Consider the following 18,580-nt stretch of genomic DNA (forward strand, 5'->3'; position numbering starts at 1 on the left):
GACTGGAATGGTACAAGCATATCACGTTTTGCGAAATTTGTAAATCCTTTGCGGATTATCTGAGAATCATTTTTATTATTTCTCTTGCCCCGGCGTGTAAAATGCGCTATACTAGAAAAAAGAACGAACCGCATCCTATGCTTGGAGGGAAGACCCATGAACGAACCGCTGGCGCAGCGTCTGCGCCCCAAAACGCTGGCCGATGTCTGCGGCCAGCAGCATCTTCTGGCCGAGGGGCAGGTGTTCCGCCGCACCATCGAGAGCGGCCGCATCCCCAACATGATCTTCTACGGCCCTTCCGGCACGGGCAAGACCACCGTGGCCCGCATCATCGCCGAGAACAGCGGGATGACCCTCCATAAGCTCAACGGCACCTCCTGCGGCACCGGCGACATCAAGGCCGTGCTGAAGGACATCGGCACACTGGCCGGGGCAGGGGGCATCCTGCTCTACCTCGACGAGATACAGTACCTCAACAAAAAGCAGCAGCAGAGCCTCTTGGAGTGTATCGAGGACGGCTCTGTCACCCTCATCGCCTCCACGACGGAGAACCCCTACTTTTACATCTATAATGCGCTGCTGTCCCGCTGCACCGTGTTCGAGTTCAAGCCTCTCTCTGCCGCCGATGTGGAGCGGGGCATCCGCAACGCCCTGAAAAAGCTCTCGGCGTCCGAGCCGCAGCCCGTGACGATGGACGAGGACGCCTGTGCCTACCTCGCCGAGAGCGCGGGGGGCGATCTGCGCAAGGCGCTGGGCTGCCTCGATTTCGTGGTGACGGCGGCCCCTGTGGACGAGGGGGAAAAGCACGTCACCCTCGGGATGGTGCAGCAGGTCACCCGCCGCACCGCCATGCGGTACGACCGGGACGGCGACGACCACTACGACATCGTCTCAGCCTACCAGAAGTCCATGCGCGGCTCTGACCCCAACGCCGCCCTCCACTATCTGGCCCGTCTGCTGGAAGCAGGCGACCTGCCCTCGGCCTGCCGACGCCTCATGGTCTGCGCCTGTGAGGATGTGGGCCTTGCATACCCGCAGATCATCCCCATCGTCAAGGCGGCGGTGGACGCCGCCAACATGGTGGGCCTGCCCGAAGCCCGTCTCCCGCTGGCGGATGCCGTCATCCTCGTGGCCACCAGCCCCAAGTCCAACAGCGCCCACGACGCCATCAACGCCGCCATCGCCGACGTGCAGGCGGGCCGCACCGGCCCCATCCCGCGCCAGCTCCAGAACAAGCACTTCGACGGCGAGGATGCGGCAGTCAAGGGCCAGAACTACAAGTACGCCCACGATTTTGAGAACCACTGGGTCGAGCAGCAGTATCTGCCGGATGTGCTCAAGGATGTGAAATACTATACGTTCGGAGACAACCGCACCGAACAGGCTGCCCGGGCCTACTGGGCAAAGATCAAAGGGGAGGACAAGCTCTGACCCCGGCCTTGATCCGGACCCAAAACGATAAGAAAAAGGAGAAAGACCATGCGTTATTCCAAGCAGCGCGAGCTGGTATTGCAGAAGGTGGAGCAGCTGTGCGACCACCCCACCGCAGAAGAGATTTTTGACCTTGCGGCCAGGGAGTGCCCCGGCCTGAGCCTCGGCACCGTCTACCGCAACCTCAACAGCCTCGTGGAGGCGGGCCGCGTCCGCCGCGTCTCCATCCCGGGCAAGGCCGACCGTTTTGACCACACGCTGTGCTGGCACAGCCACCTCTACTGCAACTGCTGCGGCGGTGTCGTGGACGCCGACGTGGACGAAAAGCAGGTGATGAAGCTGGTGCGCCACCAGAAGGGTGTCGTGGAGGACTGCGCTGTGGTGCTGTTCGGCCTGTGCGAGGCCTGCGCCGCCAAGCAGGCACAGTAAAAATAAGCTCTTGCCCTCCAAGGCCAAAAAGGGTATACTATAAGGAGCTTTTTATAGTATAACGATGTCTGCCGCCGGTGTGCGGCGGCAGAGAAGGATGGTTCCATTGGAGTACATAGCATTTGAACATAACAACGCGGCGGCTGAGCTGGTCAAGCTGGCCTATGACACCCCGCCGCTGGCCTTCGTCCACAGCTACGGCTGTCAGCAGAACGTCAACGACGGCGAGCGCATCAAGGGCGTGCTGATGGACATCGGCTACGGCCTGTGCGACAAGCCCGAGGATGCCGACCTCATCCTCTTCAACACCTGCGCCGTCCGTGAGCACGCCGAGCAGCGCGTTTTCGGCAACGTGGGCGCCCTCAAGGGCCTGAAGGAGAAAAAGCGCGGCCTCATCATCGGACTCTGCGGCTGCATGGCCAACCAGAAGCACGTCGTGGAGAAGCTGCGCCAGAGCTACCCCTACGTTGACCTCGTCTTCGGCGTGGACGGCATCGACACCCTGCCTCAGCTCATCGCCCAGAAGCTGCAAAAGCACAAGCGGGTGCTGATGGAGCCGGCCCAGCGCCCCGTCATCGTGGAGAATATCCCCATCCGCCGCGAGAGCGAGTTCCGCGCATGGCTGCCCATCATGTACGGCTGCGACAACTTCTGCACCTACTGCATCGTGCCCTACGTCCGCGGCCGCGAGAAGAGCCGGAAGCCCGGCGACATCCTCGCCGAGTTCAAGGGCCTCGTAGAGGCAGGCTACAAGGAGATCACCCTGCTGGGCCAGAACGTCAACAGCTACGGCAAGGGCCTTGAAGAGCAGGTGGATTTTTCCGACCTGCTGAACCTGCTCTGCACCGTCCCGGGGGACTATCACATCCGCTTCATGACCAGCCACCCGAAGGATGCCAGCTTCAAGCTCATCGACACCATCGCGGCGCAGCCGAAGATCTGCAAGCACCTGCACCTGCCGGTGCAGTGCGGCTCGGATCGGCTGTTGGTCCAGATGAACCGCCACTATACCGTGGAGCACTATCTGGAGCTGATCGAGTACGCCCGGAAGAAGATCCCCGGCATCACCTTCTCCAGCGACATCATCGTGGGTTTCCCCGGTGAGACGGAGGAGGACTTCCAGAAGACCCTCGAGCTGGTGCAGAAGGTGGGCTATATGCAGCTGTTCACCTTCATCTACTCCAAGCGCACCGGCACCAAGGCCGCCGACCTGCCCGACCCCACCCCCCGCAAGGAGAAGACCGACCGGATGACCCGCCTGCTGAAGCTGCAGGACGACATTGCAATGGCCCTCGTCAAGGCGCAGGTGGGCCAGACTGTCCGCGTCCTCGTGGAGGGCTATGGCCGGAACGAAGGCACCCTCTCGGGCCGTCTCGACAACAACCTCACCGTCGAGTTCAAGGCCGACCCGGCCCTCATGGGCAGCTATGCGATGGTGCATCTCACGGATGCCCGCGCCACCGTCCTGCTGGGCGAGCTGACCGAATAACGATATTCTGGATATACTATCCTAAGGTGTATCTGAAAACAAAGAAAATGACGAATATTTCGCAAGCACAAGCGGGATTTAAGGCAAAGAGCCGCAGGAATCCTTTGTGGATTTCAAGGCTGTTTAACGCAAAATCCAGCTGTGCTTGTAGAAATAGACTAGATTTTCGACTTTTCAGATACACCCTAATAGAATATAGAACACAGGAAAAAAGGAGACTATTACAATGGATTGCATCGACCTCTTCAAGCGTGCCGCGATGGCACTTCAGACCGACCCCCGCTATCTGGCCATGGACCAGGCCCGCAAGATGAACGATAAGGACGAGGAGCTGCAGAACCTCATCGGCGAGTTCAATCTGGCCCGGATGGACCTGAACAACGAGATCGGCAAGACCGAGCGCAGCGATGCACGCATCGCCGAGCTGAACGAGAAGGTGAACGACCTCTACGGCAAGATCATGGCCGACGAGGGCATGGTGGCCTACAACGAGGCCAAGCGCGACTGCGAGAACCTCGTGAACTATATCGACGCCATCATCAACACCGCCATGAACGGCGGCGACCCCATGACCGTGCAGGAGCCTTCCGCTTCCTGCACCGGCAGCTGCTCCACCTGCGGCGGCTGCCACTAAAGGCATCCCCATCCAAGGCTTACAAAACGCGGCTGTGCAATGCAGGGCCGCGTTTTGCTTGCAAAAGACGGTTTTGGATGCCAAACCCACACCCACGCGACAACAAGGGGAGGAAGGTGAACGGTCATGGCAGAGCTTTCGCCCATGATGCAGCAATATCTTGAGATAAAAAAACAACATAAGGATGAGATCCTTTTCTATCGCATCGGCGATTTCTACGAGATGTTCTTCGACGATGCGCTCACGGCCTCGCGGGAGCTGGACCTGACCCTTACGGGCAAGCAGTGCGGCCTCGAGGAGCGTGCTCCCATGTGCGGCGTGCCCTTCCACAGCTACGAGGGCTATGTGGCCCGCCTCATCGCAAAGGGCTATAAGGTCGCCATCTGCGAGCAGGTGGAAGACCCGGCCAAGGCCAAGGGCCTCGTCAAGCGGGACATCATCCGGGTGGTCACGCCGGGCACCGTCATCGAGAGCAGTATGCTTCAGGATGACAAGAACAACTACATCGCCAGCATCTTCCTGAAGGGCGGCGCGGCGGGCCTCTGCTTTGCTGACATCTCCACCGGCACGGCCCACATCACCGAGCTGAAGCGGGAAAAGATCGCCCCGGCAGTCATCGCAGAGCTTTGCCGCTACCACCCCAGCGAGGTGCTGATGAACCCGGGTCTGCTGGACTGCCGGGAGATCACCGCCTACCTCAAAAAGAACATGAACTGCGCCGTCGAGCTGGTGGAGGAGGAACGGTATGCCCCGGGCCTCGTCTCCATCGCCCTCGAGAACCAGTTTGGCCGCGACTGGCCTGCCAAGACCGGCATGGCCGAGGATGGTCTCGTCCGCTTTGCGATGGCGGCGCTGCTGGAATATCTCCACGATACCCAGATCAAAGGCGTCGAGCGGCTCAAGACCGTCATCACCTATAACGAGGCTCAGTTCATGAGCCTGTCGCCGGTCACACGGGCCAACCTTGAGTTGACCGAGACGCTGCGGGGCCGCGAAAAGCGGGGGACGCTGCTCTGGGTGCTGGACAAGACCAGCACTGCTATGGGCAAGCGGATGCTGCGCAGCTGGATCGAGCAGCCGCTGGTGTCCAGCGCTGCCATCAACCGCCGCCTCAGCGCGGTAGAGAGCCTCGTGAACCAGACCATGCAGCGGGGCGACCTCATCGAGCAGCTCCACTATATCGCCGACCTTGAGCGCCTCATGACCCGTGCGGTCTATGGTTCGGCCACGCCCAAGGAGATCTACACGATGGCCCAGACCTGCGAGCGCCTGCCTGACCTGCGGGCGCAGGCCGAGAGCTGCGGCTGCCCTGAGCTGACCGCCCTTGCGGGCCAGATCGATCTGCTGGACGACGTCAAAACAGCCATCCTCGCAGCCATCGACCCGGATGCCCCCTCCACCCTGAAGGACGGCGGCGTCATCGCCAAGGGCTACCACTCCGAGGTGGATGAGCTGCGCTCCATCCGCGACAACACCAAGGGCGTCCTCGCCCAGCTGGAGACGCGCCTGCGGCAGGAGACGGGCATCCCCAAGCTGAAGATCGGCTACAACCACGTCTTCGGTTACTTCATCGAGGTCAGCAACTCCTATAAGCAGATGGTCCCCGAGACCTACATCCGCAAACAGACCCTCACCTCCGGCGAGCGCTACATCACGCAGGAGCTGAAGGAGCTGGAAAACAAGATCCTCGGCGCACACGAGCGCCTTATCGCACTGGAGCACCGGCTCTTTGCCGAGCTGCTGGAAAAGATCGGCGGTCAGCTCGACCGCATCCAGCGGACGGCCAACGCCGTGGCCGAGCTGGATGTGCTGGCGGCGCTGGCGCAGGTGGCGGCAGAGAACAACTACTGCCGCCCCGTGGTGGACGACAGCGACGAGCTGACCATCACCGAGGGCCGCCACCCGGTGGTAGAGCAGATGCTGAAGGGGAGCCTCTTCGTGCCCAACGATACGAAGCTCAACTGCACCACCGACCGCTGCCTCATCATCACCGGCCCGAATATGGCAGGCAAATCGACGTATATGCGTCAGAACGCGCTGATCGCGCTGATGGCCCAGATCGGCTCCTTCGTCCCGGCGTCCAGCTGTCATGTGGGCGTCGTGGATGCCATCTTCACCCGCATCGGCGCATCGGACGACCTCGCCGCCGGACAGTCCACCTTCATGGTGGAGATGACTGAGGTGGCCGAAATCCTGAAAAACGCCACCCCCAAGAGCCTCGTCGTGCTGGACGAGATCGGCCGCGGCACCTCCACCTTCGACGGCATGAGCATCGCCCGCGCCGTGGTGGAGCACATCTCCGACCCGGCCAAGGGCCTCGGCTGCAAGACTCTTTTCGCCACCCACTACCACGAGCTGACCGATTTGGAAGGGTCCATCGAGGGGGTCAAGAACTACAACATCGCCGTCAAGAAGCGGGGAGAGGACATCACCTTCCTCCGCCGCATCGTCCGCGGCCCTGCCGACGACAGCTACGGCATCGAGGTGGCGAAGCTGGCCGGGCTGCCCGGCACTGTGACCCGCCGCGCCCACGAGGTGCTGCGTGCATTGGAGGCTTCTGCCCCGAAAAATAAGGTGGAGCAGATGGACTTCGACGCCTTGCAGGAGTATTCCTCGCCCGCCGTCCCCAGCGAGATGATGGAAAAGCTCGAGGCGCTGGACGTGGAGACCCTGACCCCCATCGAGGCGCTGAACTTCCTCTATGAGCTGAAAAAGACCCTGAGCGGCAGCCTGAAGGGTTGAGTTTATCTGAAACGGAGGGAAACGAATGGCAGAGATACACGTTCTGGACAAGCATACCGCAGAACTCATCGCCGCCGGTGAGGTGGTGGAGCGGCCCGCGTCGGTCGTGAAGGAGCTGCTGGAAAACGCCATCGACGCAGGCGCGTCCCAGATCACCGTCTCCATCGAGTCGGGCGGCGTCCGCCTCATCGAGATCAGCGACAACGGCACCGGCATCGAGGCGAAATACATCCCCACAGCCTTCATCCGCCACGCCACCAGCAAGATCCGGACGGAAGATGACCTCAACAGCATCCACACGCTGGGCTTCCGGGGCGAGGCACTGGCCTCCATCGCCAGCGTGGCCCGGGTCGAGCTGCTCACCCGTACCGAGGCCGACGAGTGCGCCTCCCTCTACCGCATCGAAGGCGGGGAAGAGCAGCCCATCGAACCGGGTGCCCGGGGCGTCGGTACCACCATCCGCGTCCGGGACCTCTTCTTCAACACGCCCGCCCGGATGAAGTTCCTCAAAAAGGATTCCAGCGAGGGCACCTTCGTGGCCGACCTCGTGGGCCATGTGGCCCTCAGCCACCCCGAGGTGAGCTTCAAGTTCCTCCGTGAGGGCAAGCTGCAGTATGTCACCCCCGGCGACGGCCAGCTCCGCAGTGCGGCTTACGCTGTGCTGGGCCGGGAGTTCAGCCGCGACCTGATGGAGGTGGACAACCGTGAGGGCGTCTACCGGGTCTGGGGCCTGATCACTCAGCCCCGCAGCTGCCGCGCCAGCCGCAGTATGCAGTATTTCTATATCAATGGCCGCTACGTCCGCAACCGCACCATGATGGCGGGCATGGAGATGGCGTTCAAGGGCACCATGATGCAGGGCAAGTTCCCTGGAGGGATCTTGCTTCTTGAGATGCCTGCCGACCTCGTGGATGTGAATGTCCATCCGGCCAAGACGGAGGTCCGCTTTGCCCGGGAAAACGACATCTTTGACCTTGTCTACCACGCCGTCAAGCTGGCTCTGAGCCAGCCGGGCACGGGGGAAAGACGATTCGTTTTCGACGAAGATAAAGACAACGATGCATCCCAAGAATCAAAAAACGGCGAAACGAAAGAAAAAATAAATGTAAAGAATAACTGCTTTACAGGACTTTCCGCAGTCATTTCGGGGCAGGCAGAGCCGGGAAGCCTGCCGCACCCGACCGAAAGCCCCCTCCGCCCTGCGGCGTCGGCAGCGCCCCGCCCGGCACAGCCCTCTGCCCCGGAGCGGGACATCCTCCCGCTGCCTGCAAAAGCCCCGGAAACGGCGGCTCCGGAGCCGGAACACAGCTGGACAACGGTTGCAGCCGATGCACTGCTGCCGATGGACGCCGCCCTCCACAGCCCGGAGTCTCCGGTGCAGGACAGCACCCTTGAGCCGCCGCCCTTCCGGGCTGCGTCCAGCGAATCCCAGCTGGATGTGGAGCCGGACATCGACCTGCCGGACGTCACCCGCGACCACATGGCCGCATGGGAGCCGACCCCGGTGGGAGCGGAACGCCCATCGCTGCCGTCCCTGCCCGATGTGCCGGACGCGCCGCAGCAGAGCACGGCCCCCGAGCAGCTGGGCTTTGCTGTACAGGACGGCCCTGAGCCGCTGCGGTATGTGGGGGAGCTTTTCCGCACCTATATCCTCGCGGAGCGGGGCGATGAAGTCTGTATCATCGACAAGCACGCCGCCCATGAGCGCCAGCTCTTCGAGAAGCTGGCTGCGAACTACGGCGACGTCCCCAGCCAGCTCCTGCTGGAGCCGTTGGTCATCGAGCTCTCGGCGGAAGAGAAAACGGCCCTCCTTGCGAACCTCCCGCTGCTGGAAAGCGCGGGCCTCGAGGTGAGTGATTTCGGCGGCAGCTCGGTCTGTCTGCGCTCTGTGCCTGCCGACGTAGAGCAGGGGAGCGCCGAGGACCTGCTGGTGGAGCTGGCGGCAAAGCTGGCTCACGGCAGCCGCGACGCCCTGAACGAGCGGACGGAATGGGTGCTCCACTCCATCTCCTGCCGCGCCGCCATCAAGGCGGGCGACCACACCTCGCCGCAGGAGCTGATGGCGCTGGCCGAGAAGATCCTTTCCGGCGAGGTGCCGCCCTTCTGTCCCCACGGACGCCCCTGCGTCCTGAAACTGACCCGAAAGGAGCTGGAAAAGCAGTTTGGCCGAATCGTGTAACAAAAAGCATCCGGTGCTGGCCGTCGTAGGCCCTACGGCCACCGGCAAGACCGCCCTCGGCGTCACGCTGGCCGAGATGTTTGGCGGCGAGGTCATCAGCGCCGACTCGATGCAGCTCTATAAGGGTCTGGATGTCGGCACGGCAAAGGTCACGCCCGACGAGACCCACGGCATCCCCCACCACGCGGTGGACCTTCTGACCCCCGATGAGCCGTTCAGCGTAGCGGATTTCGTCGCGCTGGCCGGGCGGCTCGAAGCGGATATCTCCGCCCGGGGCCGTCTGCCCATCCTTGTGGGCGGTACGGGACTCTATGTTCAGAGCTTCCTGTACGGGGTCCGCTTTGCCGCCGAAAAGACGCCGGATGGCCTGCGGGAGAAGCTGGCCGCCGAGCTGGCCCAAAAAGGCCCGGAAGCCATGTACAAGGAGCTTCAGGAGGCCGACCCGGAGGCCGCTGCCGCCATCCACCCGAACAATCAGGTGCGGGTGCTGCGGGCGCTGGAGCACTTCCGCGCCACCGGCAAGCGTCTGAGTGAACAGAAAGCCCAGTCCCTCCCGCCCGAGCGGCCCTATCGTTCGCTGGTGCTGGGGCTGGATTTCCCCGACCGCGCCCAGCTCTACCGCCGCATCGACCTGCGGGTGGACAAGATGCTGGATGCCGGTCTGCTGGACGAGGCGAAGCTGGTCTACGACCACCGCCAGACCTACCGCACGGCGGCGCAGGCCATCGGATACAAAGAGTTTTTTCCCTTTTTTGAGGGGACGGCTGCGCTGGAGGAGTGCGCCGACAAGCTCAAGCAGGCCTCCCGCAACTATGCCAAGCGTCAGCTGACGTGGTTCCGCCATATGGACGGCGTGGTCTGGCTGGACGCCTCCGCGCCGGACGCTGCGGCCCGGGCTGTCCGACTGACCCGAGAATTTTTAGCGAAAGGGTGACCTTTTATGGCCGATAAAACGCATTCAGAACCCGGAACGCCGGGTGTACTGAGCCGTCTGGCGGGCATCGCTGTGGTGGCGGTGGTTCTGGCGGGCATCTATGTGGGCTATCAGGCCTTGCAGGTGCTCTTCCCGCCCAACACCTACGAGACCGCGATGCTTGCCACGGTGGCGGATACCGTGAGCGCCGACGGTGTCCTGCTCTTCGATGAGACCTATATCTCCGGCAGCGGGACGCTGGGCTACCTCGCCGCCGACGGCGAGCGCGTCTCGGCGGGCGCTGCGGTGGCCGAGATCTACAGCAGCCCGGAACAGGCGGGCCTCCGCCAGCAGCTCACGGCTCTGAACGACCAGATCGAGCTGCTGCAGCGGTCTCAGAACACCACCGCCACCCAGCTGGATTCCCTGAGAAAAGAGCGTTCCGGTGCACTTTATGATCTGATGGATGCGCTGGACAGCTCCGCCTATGACGAGACGGCGCAGGGCGAGGAGAATTACATCCTCGCCCAGAACAAGCTCTGGGTCATCACAGGGGAAGTCTCGGATTTTTCGGCCCAGATCGCGGCCCTGACTCAGCAGTCGGCGCAGGTGCAGGCCCAGCTGGGCGCGCCCACCCAGATCGCCGCCCCCCAGACCGGCTACTTCATCCGCAGCACCGCCGCCGGACGGCTCAACGCCGGGGCGGACGACATCCTCGCGCTGGATGCTGCCGGTCTTGAGGCCTATCTGAACTCCGACCCGGAGCTGCCGCTGGACGGCTGCGCGGGCAAGCTCGTCTCGGGCTTTACGTGGAGGTATGTCGGCCTCTGCTCGGCCAAGGAGGGGGAGAAGCTGCTGGGGGACAACGGCAAGCCACTGACCCGCTCGGTGAAGATCAAGTTTCCCGGCCAGATGGAAACGCCCCTCAAGGCGTCGGTGTCGGAGGTGAGCATCGACGAGGCCAGCGGCTTGGCCCGCTTCGTCGTCACCTGCGAGGTCATCAACGGCGATGTCCTCCGCCTCAGCCGGGCCAAGGCCCAGATCATCGTGGACGAGACTACCGGCCTGCGTATCCCCATCGAGGCTGTCCATTATTTAAAGGAAGACGGCACCGAGTCCGAGACGCAGGGCGAAAATTACATCCCGGGCGTCTACGTCAAGTATGGCAATCTCGCCCGCTTCTGTAAGATCGACCCTGTGGACAGCGCTCATCCGCTGGTGACGGATGGCGACTACTGCATCGTCATGCCCAGCAGCACCGATAAGACCAAAACCATCAGCGAAGTCCGCCTTTATGACGAGATCATCGTCTCGGGACAAAATTTGTATGATGGAAAGCTTTTATAGTTATTGACATCTGATGCAAAAAATCAGATAATAGAAAAAGCTATTAGCAGCTCTTTGTTCACAAAGGGGTGCCGGGCGGCGTGAGCTGCCTGAATGAAAGGAGCAAGTTTCTATGTCTTTTGTGGATAGTCTGAAAAAAGGACTTTTTGGCAGTGAGGACGATTACGACGATCAGTACATGGACGACGGCCCTCAGATGGTGAATAACAACAACGGCATCGGCACCACAGGTGCTGACGAGGAGGACACCCCCGAGGAGGCCGCGACCCCCAAGCGGAACGGCAAGGTGGTCAACATCCATGCCACCACCCAGCTGAAGGTCGTTCTGGTCAAGCCCGAGCACTTCGAGGACGCCAGCACCATTGCAGACCACCTGAACAACAAGCGCACCGTTGTGCTGAATCTGGAGTCCACCAACAAAGAGGTCTCCCGCCGTCTGGTGGACTTCCTCTCCGGTGTGGCCTACGCCAACAACGGCCAGATCAAGCGGGTAGCCAACAGCACCTTCATCATTACCCCCTACAACGTAGACATCATGGGCGACCTGCTGGACGAGCTGGAGAACAATGGCGCGTTCTATTGATGCACAGCCCGGCGTGCGGGGCTTCGTCCCGGCGCAGAACGATGAGGAGCGCTTCCTCATGCGCCATGTGGAGGATCTGGCCCGCGCCGCCTTTGGCCGGGGCATCGCCCGCTATTCAGCTTTTCTGAGCGACCGGGAACAGCAGCTGGCGCAGGCGGCACTCAACCGCGCCGACGCGCCGGAAGAGAGCTGCCGCTTCGAGGGCGGCTGGCCCGGGGCGGAGCGCCGGGTGCTCTGCCTTGAGCCGGAGGACTGCTATCCGGCCTGCCCGGTCTGCTGCGTCCGGCTCAGGTGCCGCGGGCTGGCCGGGGCACAGCTGCCCGTCCACAAGGACTATCTGGGCAGCCTGATGGGCCTCGAGCTTCGCCGGGAGGCGCTGGGCGACATCGTCCTGCCGCCGGAAGAGCCGGGCACCGCCTATGTGTTCGCGCTGGAGCCGGCCGCAGACCTCATCTGTCAGGAGCTGCGCAGCGTGGGCCGCACCGAGGTGACGGCCCAGCTGCTGGCACTGGACGAGGTGCCGCAGTTCGCCGAGGCCGAGCGCCGTTTGCAGACGGCCACCGTGTCGTCCCTGCGTCTGGACGCTGTGCTGGCGGCCATGCTGCGGTGCAGCCGGGGCATGGCCGCAGAGCTTGTGGCGGCGGGACGGGTGGAGATCAACCATCTGCCCGCTTCCAGCGCCCACGCGCCGGTGTACCCATCGGATGTGTTCACCGTGCGGGGCAAGGGGCGCTTCCGCCTGACGGCTCTGCCGGGCAAGAGTAAAAAAGACCGACAAATCATCGAGTTCTTCCAGTATTGATGCGAAGGACCGGAATAAATGGAGGAGATCACTATGCTGACACCGCAGGACGTGCGCGCTGTCCAATTCGAAAAGAATCTCCGCGGCTACCGCACCGAGGACGTGGATCGTTTTCTGGATAAGGTAGAACAGCAGCTCGAGCAGGATGCAGGACAGATGGAGGCGCTGCGCAAGCAGGTGGCCGATCTGACTGCGGAGAACGAGACGCTGCGCCGCAGTATGCAGAGCTATGAGGCCGACGGAGATATGCTCAAGAGCGCCCTCATCAATGCCCAGCGGATGGGTGAAAACGTCATCCGCGAGGCCAACCAGAAAGCCGAGGACATCCTGCACCGTGCGAATCTGCGCGGCGACGACATCATCCGGGATGCCAACGAGCTGCTGCAGAAGGCCAGCGACCGCGCCGATGAGATCATCAGCGAGGCCAACGACAAGAAGCTGGCCGAGGAGCGGGAGTACGACCGCGTCCGTCTCGAAGTCACCCGCTTCAAGTCCGACGTGCTGAACCTCTACCGCACCCACGTGGAGTCCCTGAGCCGTCTGCCGGAGTTCCAGCAGAAGGAAGAGGCGGCCGCGCAGGATGCAGGCGAGGAGCTGCCCGAGGCAGAGACTGCTGACGCTGAGAACGCAGAGACCGCACCCGCTGCGGACGCCCCCGAGGCCGAAGCTGCCCCCGCCGTCCCTGCTTCCGATAAGGGCGAGGACTTCTGGGAAAAGGATGAATCCCAGCTCAAGCTCGACCCGCCCCCCGCAGACCCCAACGCTGCATTTCAGGGCGTGAGCTTCAGCGAATAAAAAACCATGCATCGACAGCAAAACGCTGTTTTCGATAATCATCAGGCGCACAACTGCGCTGCTTGCGATTGCAAAACCAATAGAGGAGAGTGTAAACCAGTGGCTAAGAATAAGTCTCAGTACGATAGTACTCTGAACCTGCCCAAGACCCTGTTTGAGATGCGTGCCGGTCTGCCCAAGAAGGAGCCGGTCATGCTCAAGGATTGGGACGACAACGACCTGTACAACCAGCTCATGAAGCACAATGAGGGCAAGCCTCAGTTCATCCTGCACGATGGCCCTCCGTATGCCAACGGCAACATCCACATGGGCACCGCGCTGAACAAGATCATCAAGGACATCATCATCCGCGAGAAGAACATGGAGGGCTTTCAGGCTCCCTATGTGCCCGGCTTTGATACCCACGGCCTGCCCATTGAGCTGAAGGCCCTGTCCTCCGTCGGCGAGAAGAAGAAGGACATCTCCAAGCTCGAGCTGCGCCAGATCTGCGAGAAGTTTGCCACCGAGCACATCGACATCATGAGCGACCAGTTCAAGCGTCTGGGCGTTATCGGCGACTTTGAGCATCCCTACCTGACCCTCAAGCCCGAGTTTGAGGCACGTCAGATCGAGATCTTCGGCGAGATGGCCAAGAAGGGCTACATCTACAAGGGCCTGAAGCCGGTCTACTGGTGCCCCGACTGCCGCACCGCTCTGGCAGAGGCCGAGATCGAGTACGGCGAGGACGAGTGCGACTCCATCTTCGTCCGTTTCCATGTTTCTCAGGACCCCAACGGTGTGCTGGCAAAGCACGGTATCCCGATGGAGAAGACCTACTTCGTCATCTGGACCACCACCACTTGGACCCTGCCCGCCAACGAGGCCATCTGCCTGAACGGCCAGTTCGAGTATTCCTTCGTCAAGATCGGCGACGAGTTCCACATCATGGCCACCGACCTCGTCAAGAGCGTCATGGATTCCTGCCACATCACCGATTACGAGGTGGTGGGCGAGCCGGTCAGCGGCGCTGAGTTCGAGCTGATGCGCTACAACCACGTCTACCTGCCCAAGGAGGGCTGGGTCATCCTCGGCGACCACGTCACGCTGGAAAGCGGCTCTGGCTGCGTCCACACCGCCGGCGGCCACGGCGTCGATGACTTCAACGTCTGCCAGAAGTACCCCCAGATCCCCATCACCGTCCCTGTGGACGACGGCGGCTATCTGACCGAGCAGGCCGGCAAGTACGCTGGTCAGCGCGTCTGGGCTTCCAACAAGACCATTCTGGCCGACCTGACCGCCTCCGGCGCTGTCATGGGCCAGCTGCACATCAAGCATCAGTATCCGCACTGCTGGCGCTGCCACAACCCCATCATCTTCCGCGCCACTGAGCAGTGGTTCTGCTCCATCGCCAAGTTCCGTGAGGACGTCTACAAGGCCATCGACACCGTGACCTGGATGCCCGACTGGGGCCACGACCGGATGCACGGCATGGTCCGTGACCGCAACGACTGGTGCATCAGCCGCCAGCGCACTTGGGGCGTGCCCATCCCGGCCTTCTACTGCAAGAAGTGCGGCACCTACCACATCACCGATGCCACCATCAAGGCTGTCAGCGACCTGTTCCGCAAGGAAGGCTCTGACGCATGGTACAAGTACGACGCCGAGCAGATCATCCCCGCCGGTGAGGTCTGCGAGAAGTGCGGCGCATCCGAGTGGACGAAGGACACCGACATCATGGACGTCTGGTTCGACTCCGGCTCTACCCACGCCGCCGTTCTGGAAGAGCGGCCTGAGCTGCGCTTCCCGGCCGATATGTATATGGAGGGCGGCGACCAGTTCCGCGGCTGGTTCCAGTCCAGCCTGCTGACCAGCGTTGCAAGCAAGGGCTGCGCACCCTACAAATCCGTTCTGTGCCACGGCTGGGTCGTGGACGAGCAGGGCAAGCAGATGCACAAGAGCGCCGGCAACGGCGTCGAGCCGAGCGAGATCATCAAGGACTACGGCGCAGACATCATCCGCCTGTGGGTGGCTTCTTCCGACTACACCGTTGACGTGCGTGCAGGCAAGAACATCTTCAAGCAGCTGAGCGAGGCCTACCGCAAGATCCGCAACACCGCCCGCTTCATTCTGGGCAACCTCGACGGCTTCGACCCCAATACCGACTGCGTCTCCGATGACCAGCTGCAGGACATCGACCGCTGGGCACTGGCTGCGCTGGATGACCTCGTCGTCAACACCAACGCAGGCTATGCCGTCTACGACTTCAACAAGGTCTACCATGCGGTCTACAACTTCTGCGTCGTGGCCATGTCCAACTTCTATCTGGACGTCACCAAGGATCGTCTGTACTGCACCAACGGCACCGGCCGCAAGGCTGCACAGACCGCGATGTACAAGATCCTCGTCGCTCTGGACAAGATCATCGCCCCCATCCTCTGCTTCACCAGTCAGGAGATCTGGGACTTCCTGCCCAAGACCGAGGGCATGAACAAGTACGTCGTCTTCGAGGATATGCCGAAGGCCGGCCAGTACGCAGCCGACGACGCCTTCAAGGCCAAGTGGGCACAGCTCATCGCTGTCCGCGACGAGGTCAAGAAGGTGCTGGAGCAGGCCCGTGCCGACAAGCAGATCGGCGCGTCTCTCGAGGCTTCCGTCACCCTGTACTGCAATGATGCCGTCTATGCGCTGCTGAACAGCATCCCGATGGACGAGCTGGCCGACCTGATGATCGTCTCCCATGTGGAGCTGGTCAAGGGCGAGGGCGGCGCAGCCAGCGCAGTCGAGGGTCTGGGCGTTGCTGCTGCACACGCCACCGGCGACAAGTGCGAGCGCTGCTGGAAGTACTCTGCCGACATCGGCACCCACTCTGCTCACCCCACCCTGTGCGCACGCTGCGCCAGCGTTGTGGAGGGCTGATCCATCTTATATCTCTGGCGGCGCACCCGGCGCAAAAGGGGGCGCCGCCTTTTTCAAAAAATCAAGCGTTGGGAGAAACTATGGCATACGTCATTCTGAATCTGATCTGTGTGGCCGCGCTGGTGGGCATCGATCAGGCCATCAAGCTCTGGGCCGTTCAGGCGCTGGCTCCGGTGGAGTCCATCACCCTCATCCCCCATGTGTTGGAGCTGCGCTTCGTGCTCAATCAGGGCATGGCCTTCAGCCTGCTCAGCGGCAGACAGCTCTTCCTCATCCTCACCACCACCGCCGCGCTGCTGTTGGTGGCCTATATGCTGTTCTTCCGCAGCCGGGGCAAGCTGCTGCAGCAGACGGCGTTCATCCTCGTGCTGGCGGGCGGCATCGGCAACCTCATCGACCGGGTGCTCAACGGCGAGGTCGTGGACTACATCAACCCTCTGTTCATCGACTTTGCGGTCTTCAATTTCGCCGACATCTGCGTCTGCGTTGGTGTGGCGCTCTGGGTGCTGGTCATCCTGCTGGAAGAGGTGGACGACAAGCCCTCGAAGGAGCGCTGAAACATGGAACAGCGTGAATTTATCGTGGAGGCGGAGGCCGCAGGCCAGCGCATCGACCGCTTCCTCAGCGGGGAGGACACCGGGCTTTCCCGCAGCGCGCTGCAGGGCCTCGTGGCCGAGGGCCATGTGCTCTGCAACGGCAGGAGCATCGCCAAGAGCCTCAAGCTCAAGGCGGGAGATACCATCCTGCTGGAGATCCCCGACGCAAAGCCCATCGAGGCCGTGCCGCAGGACATCCCGCTGGACATCGTGTATGAGGACGACCATCTTCTGGTGGTGAACAAGCCCAAGGGGATGGTGGTCCATCCGGCCCCGGGCAACCCGGACGGCACGCTGGTGAACGCCCTGCTCTGGCACTGCAAGGGCAGCCTCTCGGGCATCGGCGGTGAGATACGCCCCGGCATCGTCCACCGCATCGACAAGGACACCAGCGGGTTGCTGGTGGTGGCGAAGGACGACGCCACCCACATCGGCCTGTCCCAGCAGATGGCCGTCCACAGCGTGGAGCGGGCCTACCAGACCGTCGTTTACGGCGGCTTTGCACAGGATGAGGGCTTTGTGGAGGCCAATCTGGGCCGCTCCAAGACCGACCGCAAAAAGATGGCGGTCTACCCGGCCAGCGAGCCGCACACCAAGTACGCCTACACCGGCTACAAGGTGCTGGAGCGCTTCGGGGGCTTCACCCTGCTGGAGTGCCGCCTCAAGACGGGCCGCACCCACCAGATCCGCGTCCACATGGCGTCCATCCAGCACCCCGTGGCGGGCGACCCTGTGTATGGCCCGCACAACTGCATCACCAAGCTCCACGGCCAGTGCCTCCACGCCAAGACGCTGGGCTTCATCCACCCCATCACGGGGGAGCAGCTCCGCTTCGATTCGGAGCTGCCGGAGTATTTCACCCACTTTATCGCATCGCTCAGGAGGGGGACTGTATGACAAAACTTCTCGATTCTGCGCTCGTGCTCTGCGATCTGGACCACCTTCTCTTGGCCGGTGACGGCAATATGCCGCAGGTCGTCCGGGACGTGCTGCAGCTGTTTTCCAGCCGGGGCGGCCGCCTGACCGTCTTCACCCAGCGCTCGCCCCGGGCTGTCCGCGCCGTGCTGGGCGGGGTGCGCCTCGCCGCGCCTGCGCTGACCTGCGGCGGCACGCTGGCCTACCGGTTCTCGGAGGGCGGCGGCCAGCCGCTGTGCAGCTTCGCGGGCTGTGAGGAGTCCATCTTCAAGAAGCTGCCCGCTGCGGTGGGGCTTGGCATCGCGCTGCAGATGGCCGACGGCTCCACCCGCGTGCTGCGGATGAGCACCGCCCTTGAGCGCCATCTGCGCCGGGAGTTCACCCCCTTTACCCTGTGCAGCCCCGCCGATGTCCGGGGCGAGGACGTGCTGCGCATCCTGCTCTATCAGGACCGCCAGCAGCTGCCCATTCAGGCCCTGCTGGAACGGGCGCTGGGGGACAATGCCGCCATGCTGCGCTCGGAGCGCATCGGCATGGACGTCATGGTGCTGACGCCGGGCACGGTCTCGGCGGAGGCGATGCTGGGGGCGGTCTGCCTGCCCATCAACTGCACCGCAGACCAGCTCACCGTCGCCGCCGGATGCGGCCAGATGCTGGAGCTTGTCCGTCAGGCTAGGCAGAGCGTCGTCCCGGCCGATGCCCCGGTGGAGCTGCGCCTTGCCGCCAGTCAGACGACCCTGACCGACCACGACACCGGCGCGGCGGCAGAGTTTTTCTATGGCCTTGTGCGAAGTGCTGAAGCTGCTTCGTAAAAATTGTGTAAAGTCTCC

Annotated in this window: 15 protein-coding genes; all 15 read left to right on the forward strand. The window is 62.5% G+C overall.

Annotated elements, in window-relative coordinates:
* Nucleotides 1-156 precede the first annotated feature (156 nt).
* The 15 genes from LKD23_RS07480 (at nucleotide 157) to LKD23_RS07550 (ending at nucleotide 18,562) form a co-directional block, all read left to right on the forward strand.
* Entirely contained in the window at nucleotides 157-1,431 is a 1,275-nt protein-coding gene (locus LKD23_RS07480) for a replication-associated recombination protein A (RefSeq protein ID WP_227621104.1), read from the forward strand.
* Between the two features lie 48 nt (nucleotides 1,432-1,479).
* Nucleotides 1,480-1,860 (forward strand): Fur family transcriptional regulator, encoded by a 381-nt coding sequence (locus LKD23_RS07485; RefSeq protein WP_227621105.1) that lies wholly within the window; start codon nucleotides 1,480-1,482, stop codon nucleotides 1,858-1,860.
* Nucleotides 1,861-1,957: 97 nt separating this feature from the next.
* On the forward strand, nucleotides 1,958-3,349 hold the full coding sequence (gene miaB / locus LKD23_RS07490) for a tRNA (N6-isopentenyl adenosine(37)-C2)-methylthiotransferase MiaB (protein WP_227621106.1): 1,392 nt from the start codon (nucleotides 1,958-1,960) through the stop codon (nucleotides 3,347-3,349).
* A 226-nt stretch (nucleotides 3,350-3,575) separates the two neighbouring features.
* Complete coding sequence (locus LKD23_RS07495; RefSeq protein WP_227621107.1) at nucleotides 3,576-3,983, forward strand: YlbF/YmcA family competence regulator; 408 nt, start codon at nucleotides 3,576-3,578, stop codon at nucleotides 3,981-3,983.
* A 126-nt stretch (nucleotides 3,984-4,109) separates the two neighbouring features.
* A complete protein-coding gene (gene mutS / locus LKD23_RS07500; RefSeq protein ID WP_227621108.1) occupies nucleotides 4,110-6,725 on the forward strand; it encodes a DNA mismatch repair protein MutS in 2,616 nt (871 codons plus the stop codon).
* A gap of 25 nt (nucleotides 6,726-6,750) precedes the next feature.
* Nucleotides 6,751-8,904 carry a DNA mismatch repair endonuclease MutL gene (gene mutL / locus LKD23_RS07505; RefSeq protein ID WP_227621109.1) on the forward strand — a complete coding sequence of 718 codons (2,154 nt, stop codon included), beginning with the start codon at nucleotides 6,751-6,753 and terminating at the stop codon, nucleotides 8,902-8,904.
* A complete protein-coding gene (gene miaA, locus LKD23_RS07510; RefSeq protein WP_227621110.1) occupies nucleotides 8,888-9,838 on the forward strand; it encodes a tRNA (adenosine(37)-N6)-dimethylallyltransferase MiaA in 951 nt (316 codons plus the stop codon). The genes mutL and miaA overlap by 17 nt, the downstream gene beginning before the upstream one ends.
* A gap of 6 nt (nucleotides 9,839-9,844) precedes the next feature.
* The gene (locus tag LKD23_RS07515) at nucleotides 9,845-11,164 is read left to right on the forward strand and encodes a biotin/lipoyl attachment domain-containing protein (protein ID WP_227621111.1); all 1,320 of its coding nucleotides are present in this window, start codon (nucleotides 9,845-9,847) and stop codon (nucleotides 11,162-11,164) included.
* A gap of 112 nt (nucleotides 11,165-11,276) precedes the next feature.
* A complete protein-coding gene (locus LKD23_RS07520) occupies nucleotides 11,277-11,747 on the forward strand; it encodes a cell division protein SepF (protein ID WP_227621112.1) in 471 nt (156 codons plus the stop codon).
* Nucleotides 11,731-12,549 (forward strand): YlmH family RNA-binding protein, encoded by an 819-nt coding sequence (locus tag LKD23_RS07525; protein ID WP_227621113.1) that lies wholly within the window; start codon nucleotides 11,731-11,733, stop codon nucleotides 12,547-12,549. Before LKD23_RS07520 ends, LKD23_RS07525 begins: the two co-directional genes overlap by 17 nt.
* A gap of 33 nt (nucleotides 12,550-12,582) precedes the next feature.
* Entirely contained in the window at nucleotides 12,583-13,344 is a 762-nt protein-coding gene (locus tag LKD23_RS07530; protein ID WP_227621114.1) for a DivIVA domain-containing protein, read from the forward strand.
* Nucleotides 13,345-13,443: 99 nt separating this feature from the next.
* Nucleotides 13,444-16,239 (forward strand): isoleucine--tRNA ligase, encoded by a 2,796-nt coding sequence (ileS, locus tag LKD23_RS07535; protein ID WP_349138495.1) that lies wholly within the window; start codon nucleotides 13,444-13,446, stop codon nucleotides 16,237-16,239.
* 80 nt (nucleotides 16,240-16,319) lie between these two features.
* Nucleotides 16,320-16,796, forward strand: a complete 477-nt coding sequence (gene lspA, locus LKD23_RS07540) for a signal peptidase II (protein ID WP_227621115.1) — start codon at nucleotides 16,320-16,322, stop codon at nucleotides 16,794-16,796.
* A gap of 3 nt (nucleotides 16,797-16,799) precedes the next feature.
* Nucleotides 16,800-17,732 carry an RluA family pseudouridine synthase gene (locus LKD23_RS07545; RefSeq protein ID WP_227621116.1) on the forward strand — a complete coding sequence of 311 codons (933 nt, stop codon included), beginning with the start codon at nucleotides 16,800-16,802 and terminating at the stop codon, nucleotides 17,730-17,732.
* Entirely contained in the window at nucleotides 17,729-18,562 is an 834-nt protein-coding gene (locus LKD23_RS07550) for an HAD family hydrolase (RefSeq protein WP_227621117.1), read from the forward strand. Before LKD23_RS07545 ends, LKD23_RS07550 begins: the two co-directional genes overlap by 4 nt.
* The last annotated feature ends 18 nt before the right edge of the window (nucleotides 18,563-18,580 follow it).

Source organism: Faecalibacterium butyricigenerans, assembly GCF_020687345.1.
Lineage (GTDB): Bacteria > Bacillota > Clostridia > Oscillospirales > Ruminococcaceae > Faecalibacterium > Faecalibacterium butyricigenerans.

Bases quoted from the DNA above. Each gene is read 5' to 3' on its own strand.
- miaB (WP_227621106.1), top strand. From the start codon at position 1,958: ATGGTTCCATTGGAGTACATAGCATTTGAACATAACAACGCGGCGGCT.
- mutL (WP_227621109.1), top strand. From the start codon at position 6,751: ATGGCAGAGATACACGTTCTGGACAAGCATACCGCAGAACTCATCGCC.
- LKD23_RS07530 (WP_227621114.1), top strand. From the start codon at position 12,583: ATGCTGACACCGCAGGACGTGCGCGCTGTCCAATTCGAAAAGAATCTC.
- LKD23_RS07545 (WP_227621116.1), top strand. From the start codon at position 16,800: ATGGAACAGCGTGAATTTATCGTGGAGGCGGAGGCCGCAGGCCAGCGC.
- LKD23_RS07525 (WP_227621113.1), top strand. From the start codon at position 11,731: ATGGCGCGTTCTATTGATGCACAGCCCGGCGTGCGGGGCTTCGTCCCG.
- LKD23_RS07485 (WP_227621105.1), top strand. From the start codon at position 1,480: ATGCGTTATTCCAAGCAGCGCGAGCTGGTATTGCAGAAGGTGGAGCAG.
- lspA (WP_227621115.1), top strand. From the start codon at position 16,320: ATGGCATACGTCATTCTGAATCTGATCTGTGTGGCCGCGCTGGTGGGC.
- LKD23_RS07515 (WP_227621111.1), top strand. From the start codon at position 9,845: ATGGCCGATAAAACGCATTCAGAACCCGGAACGCCGGGTGTACTGAGC.
- mutS (WP_227621108.1), top strand. From the start codon at position 4,110: ATGGCAGAGCTTTCGCCCATGATGCAGCAATATCTTGAGATAAAAAAA.
- LKD23_RS07520 (WP_227621112.1), top strand. From the start codon at position 11,277: ATGTCTTTTGTGGATAGTCTGAAAAAAGGACTTTTTGGCAGTGAGGAC.
- LKD23_RS07495 (WP_227621107.1), top strand. From the start codon at position 3,576: ATGGATTGCATCGACCTCTTCAAGCGTGCCGCGATGGCACTTCAGACC.
- LKD23_RS07550 (WP_227621117.1), top strand. From the start codon at position 17,729: ATGACAAAACTTCTCGATTCTGCGCTCGTGCTCTGCGATCTGGACCAC.
- LKD23_RS07480 (WP_227621104.1), top strand. From the start codon at position 157: ATGAACGAACCGCTGGCGCAGCGTCTGCGCCCCAAAACGCTGGCCGAT.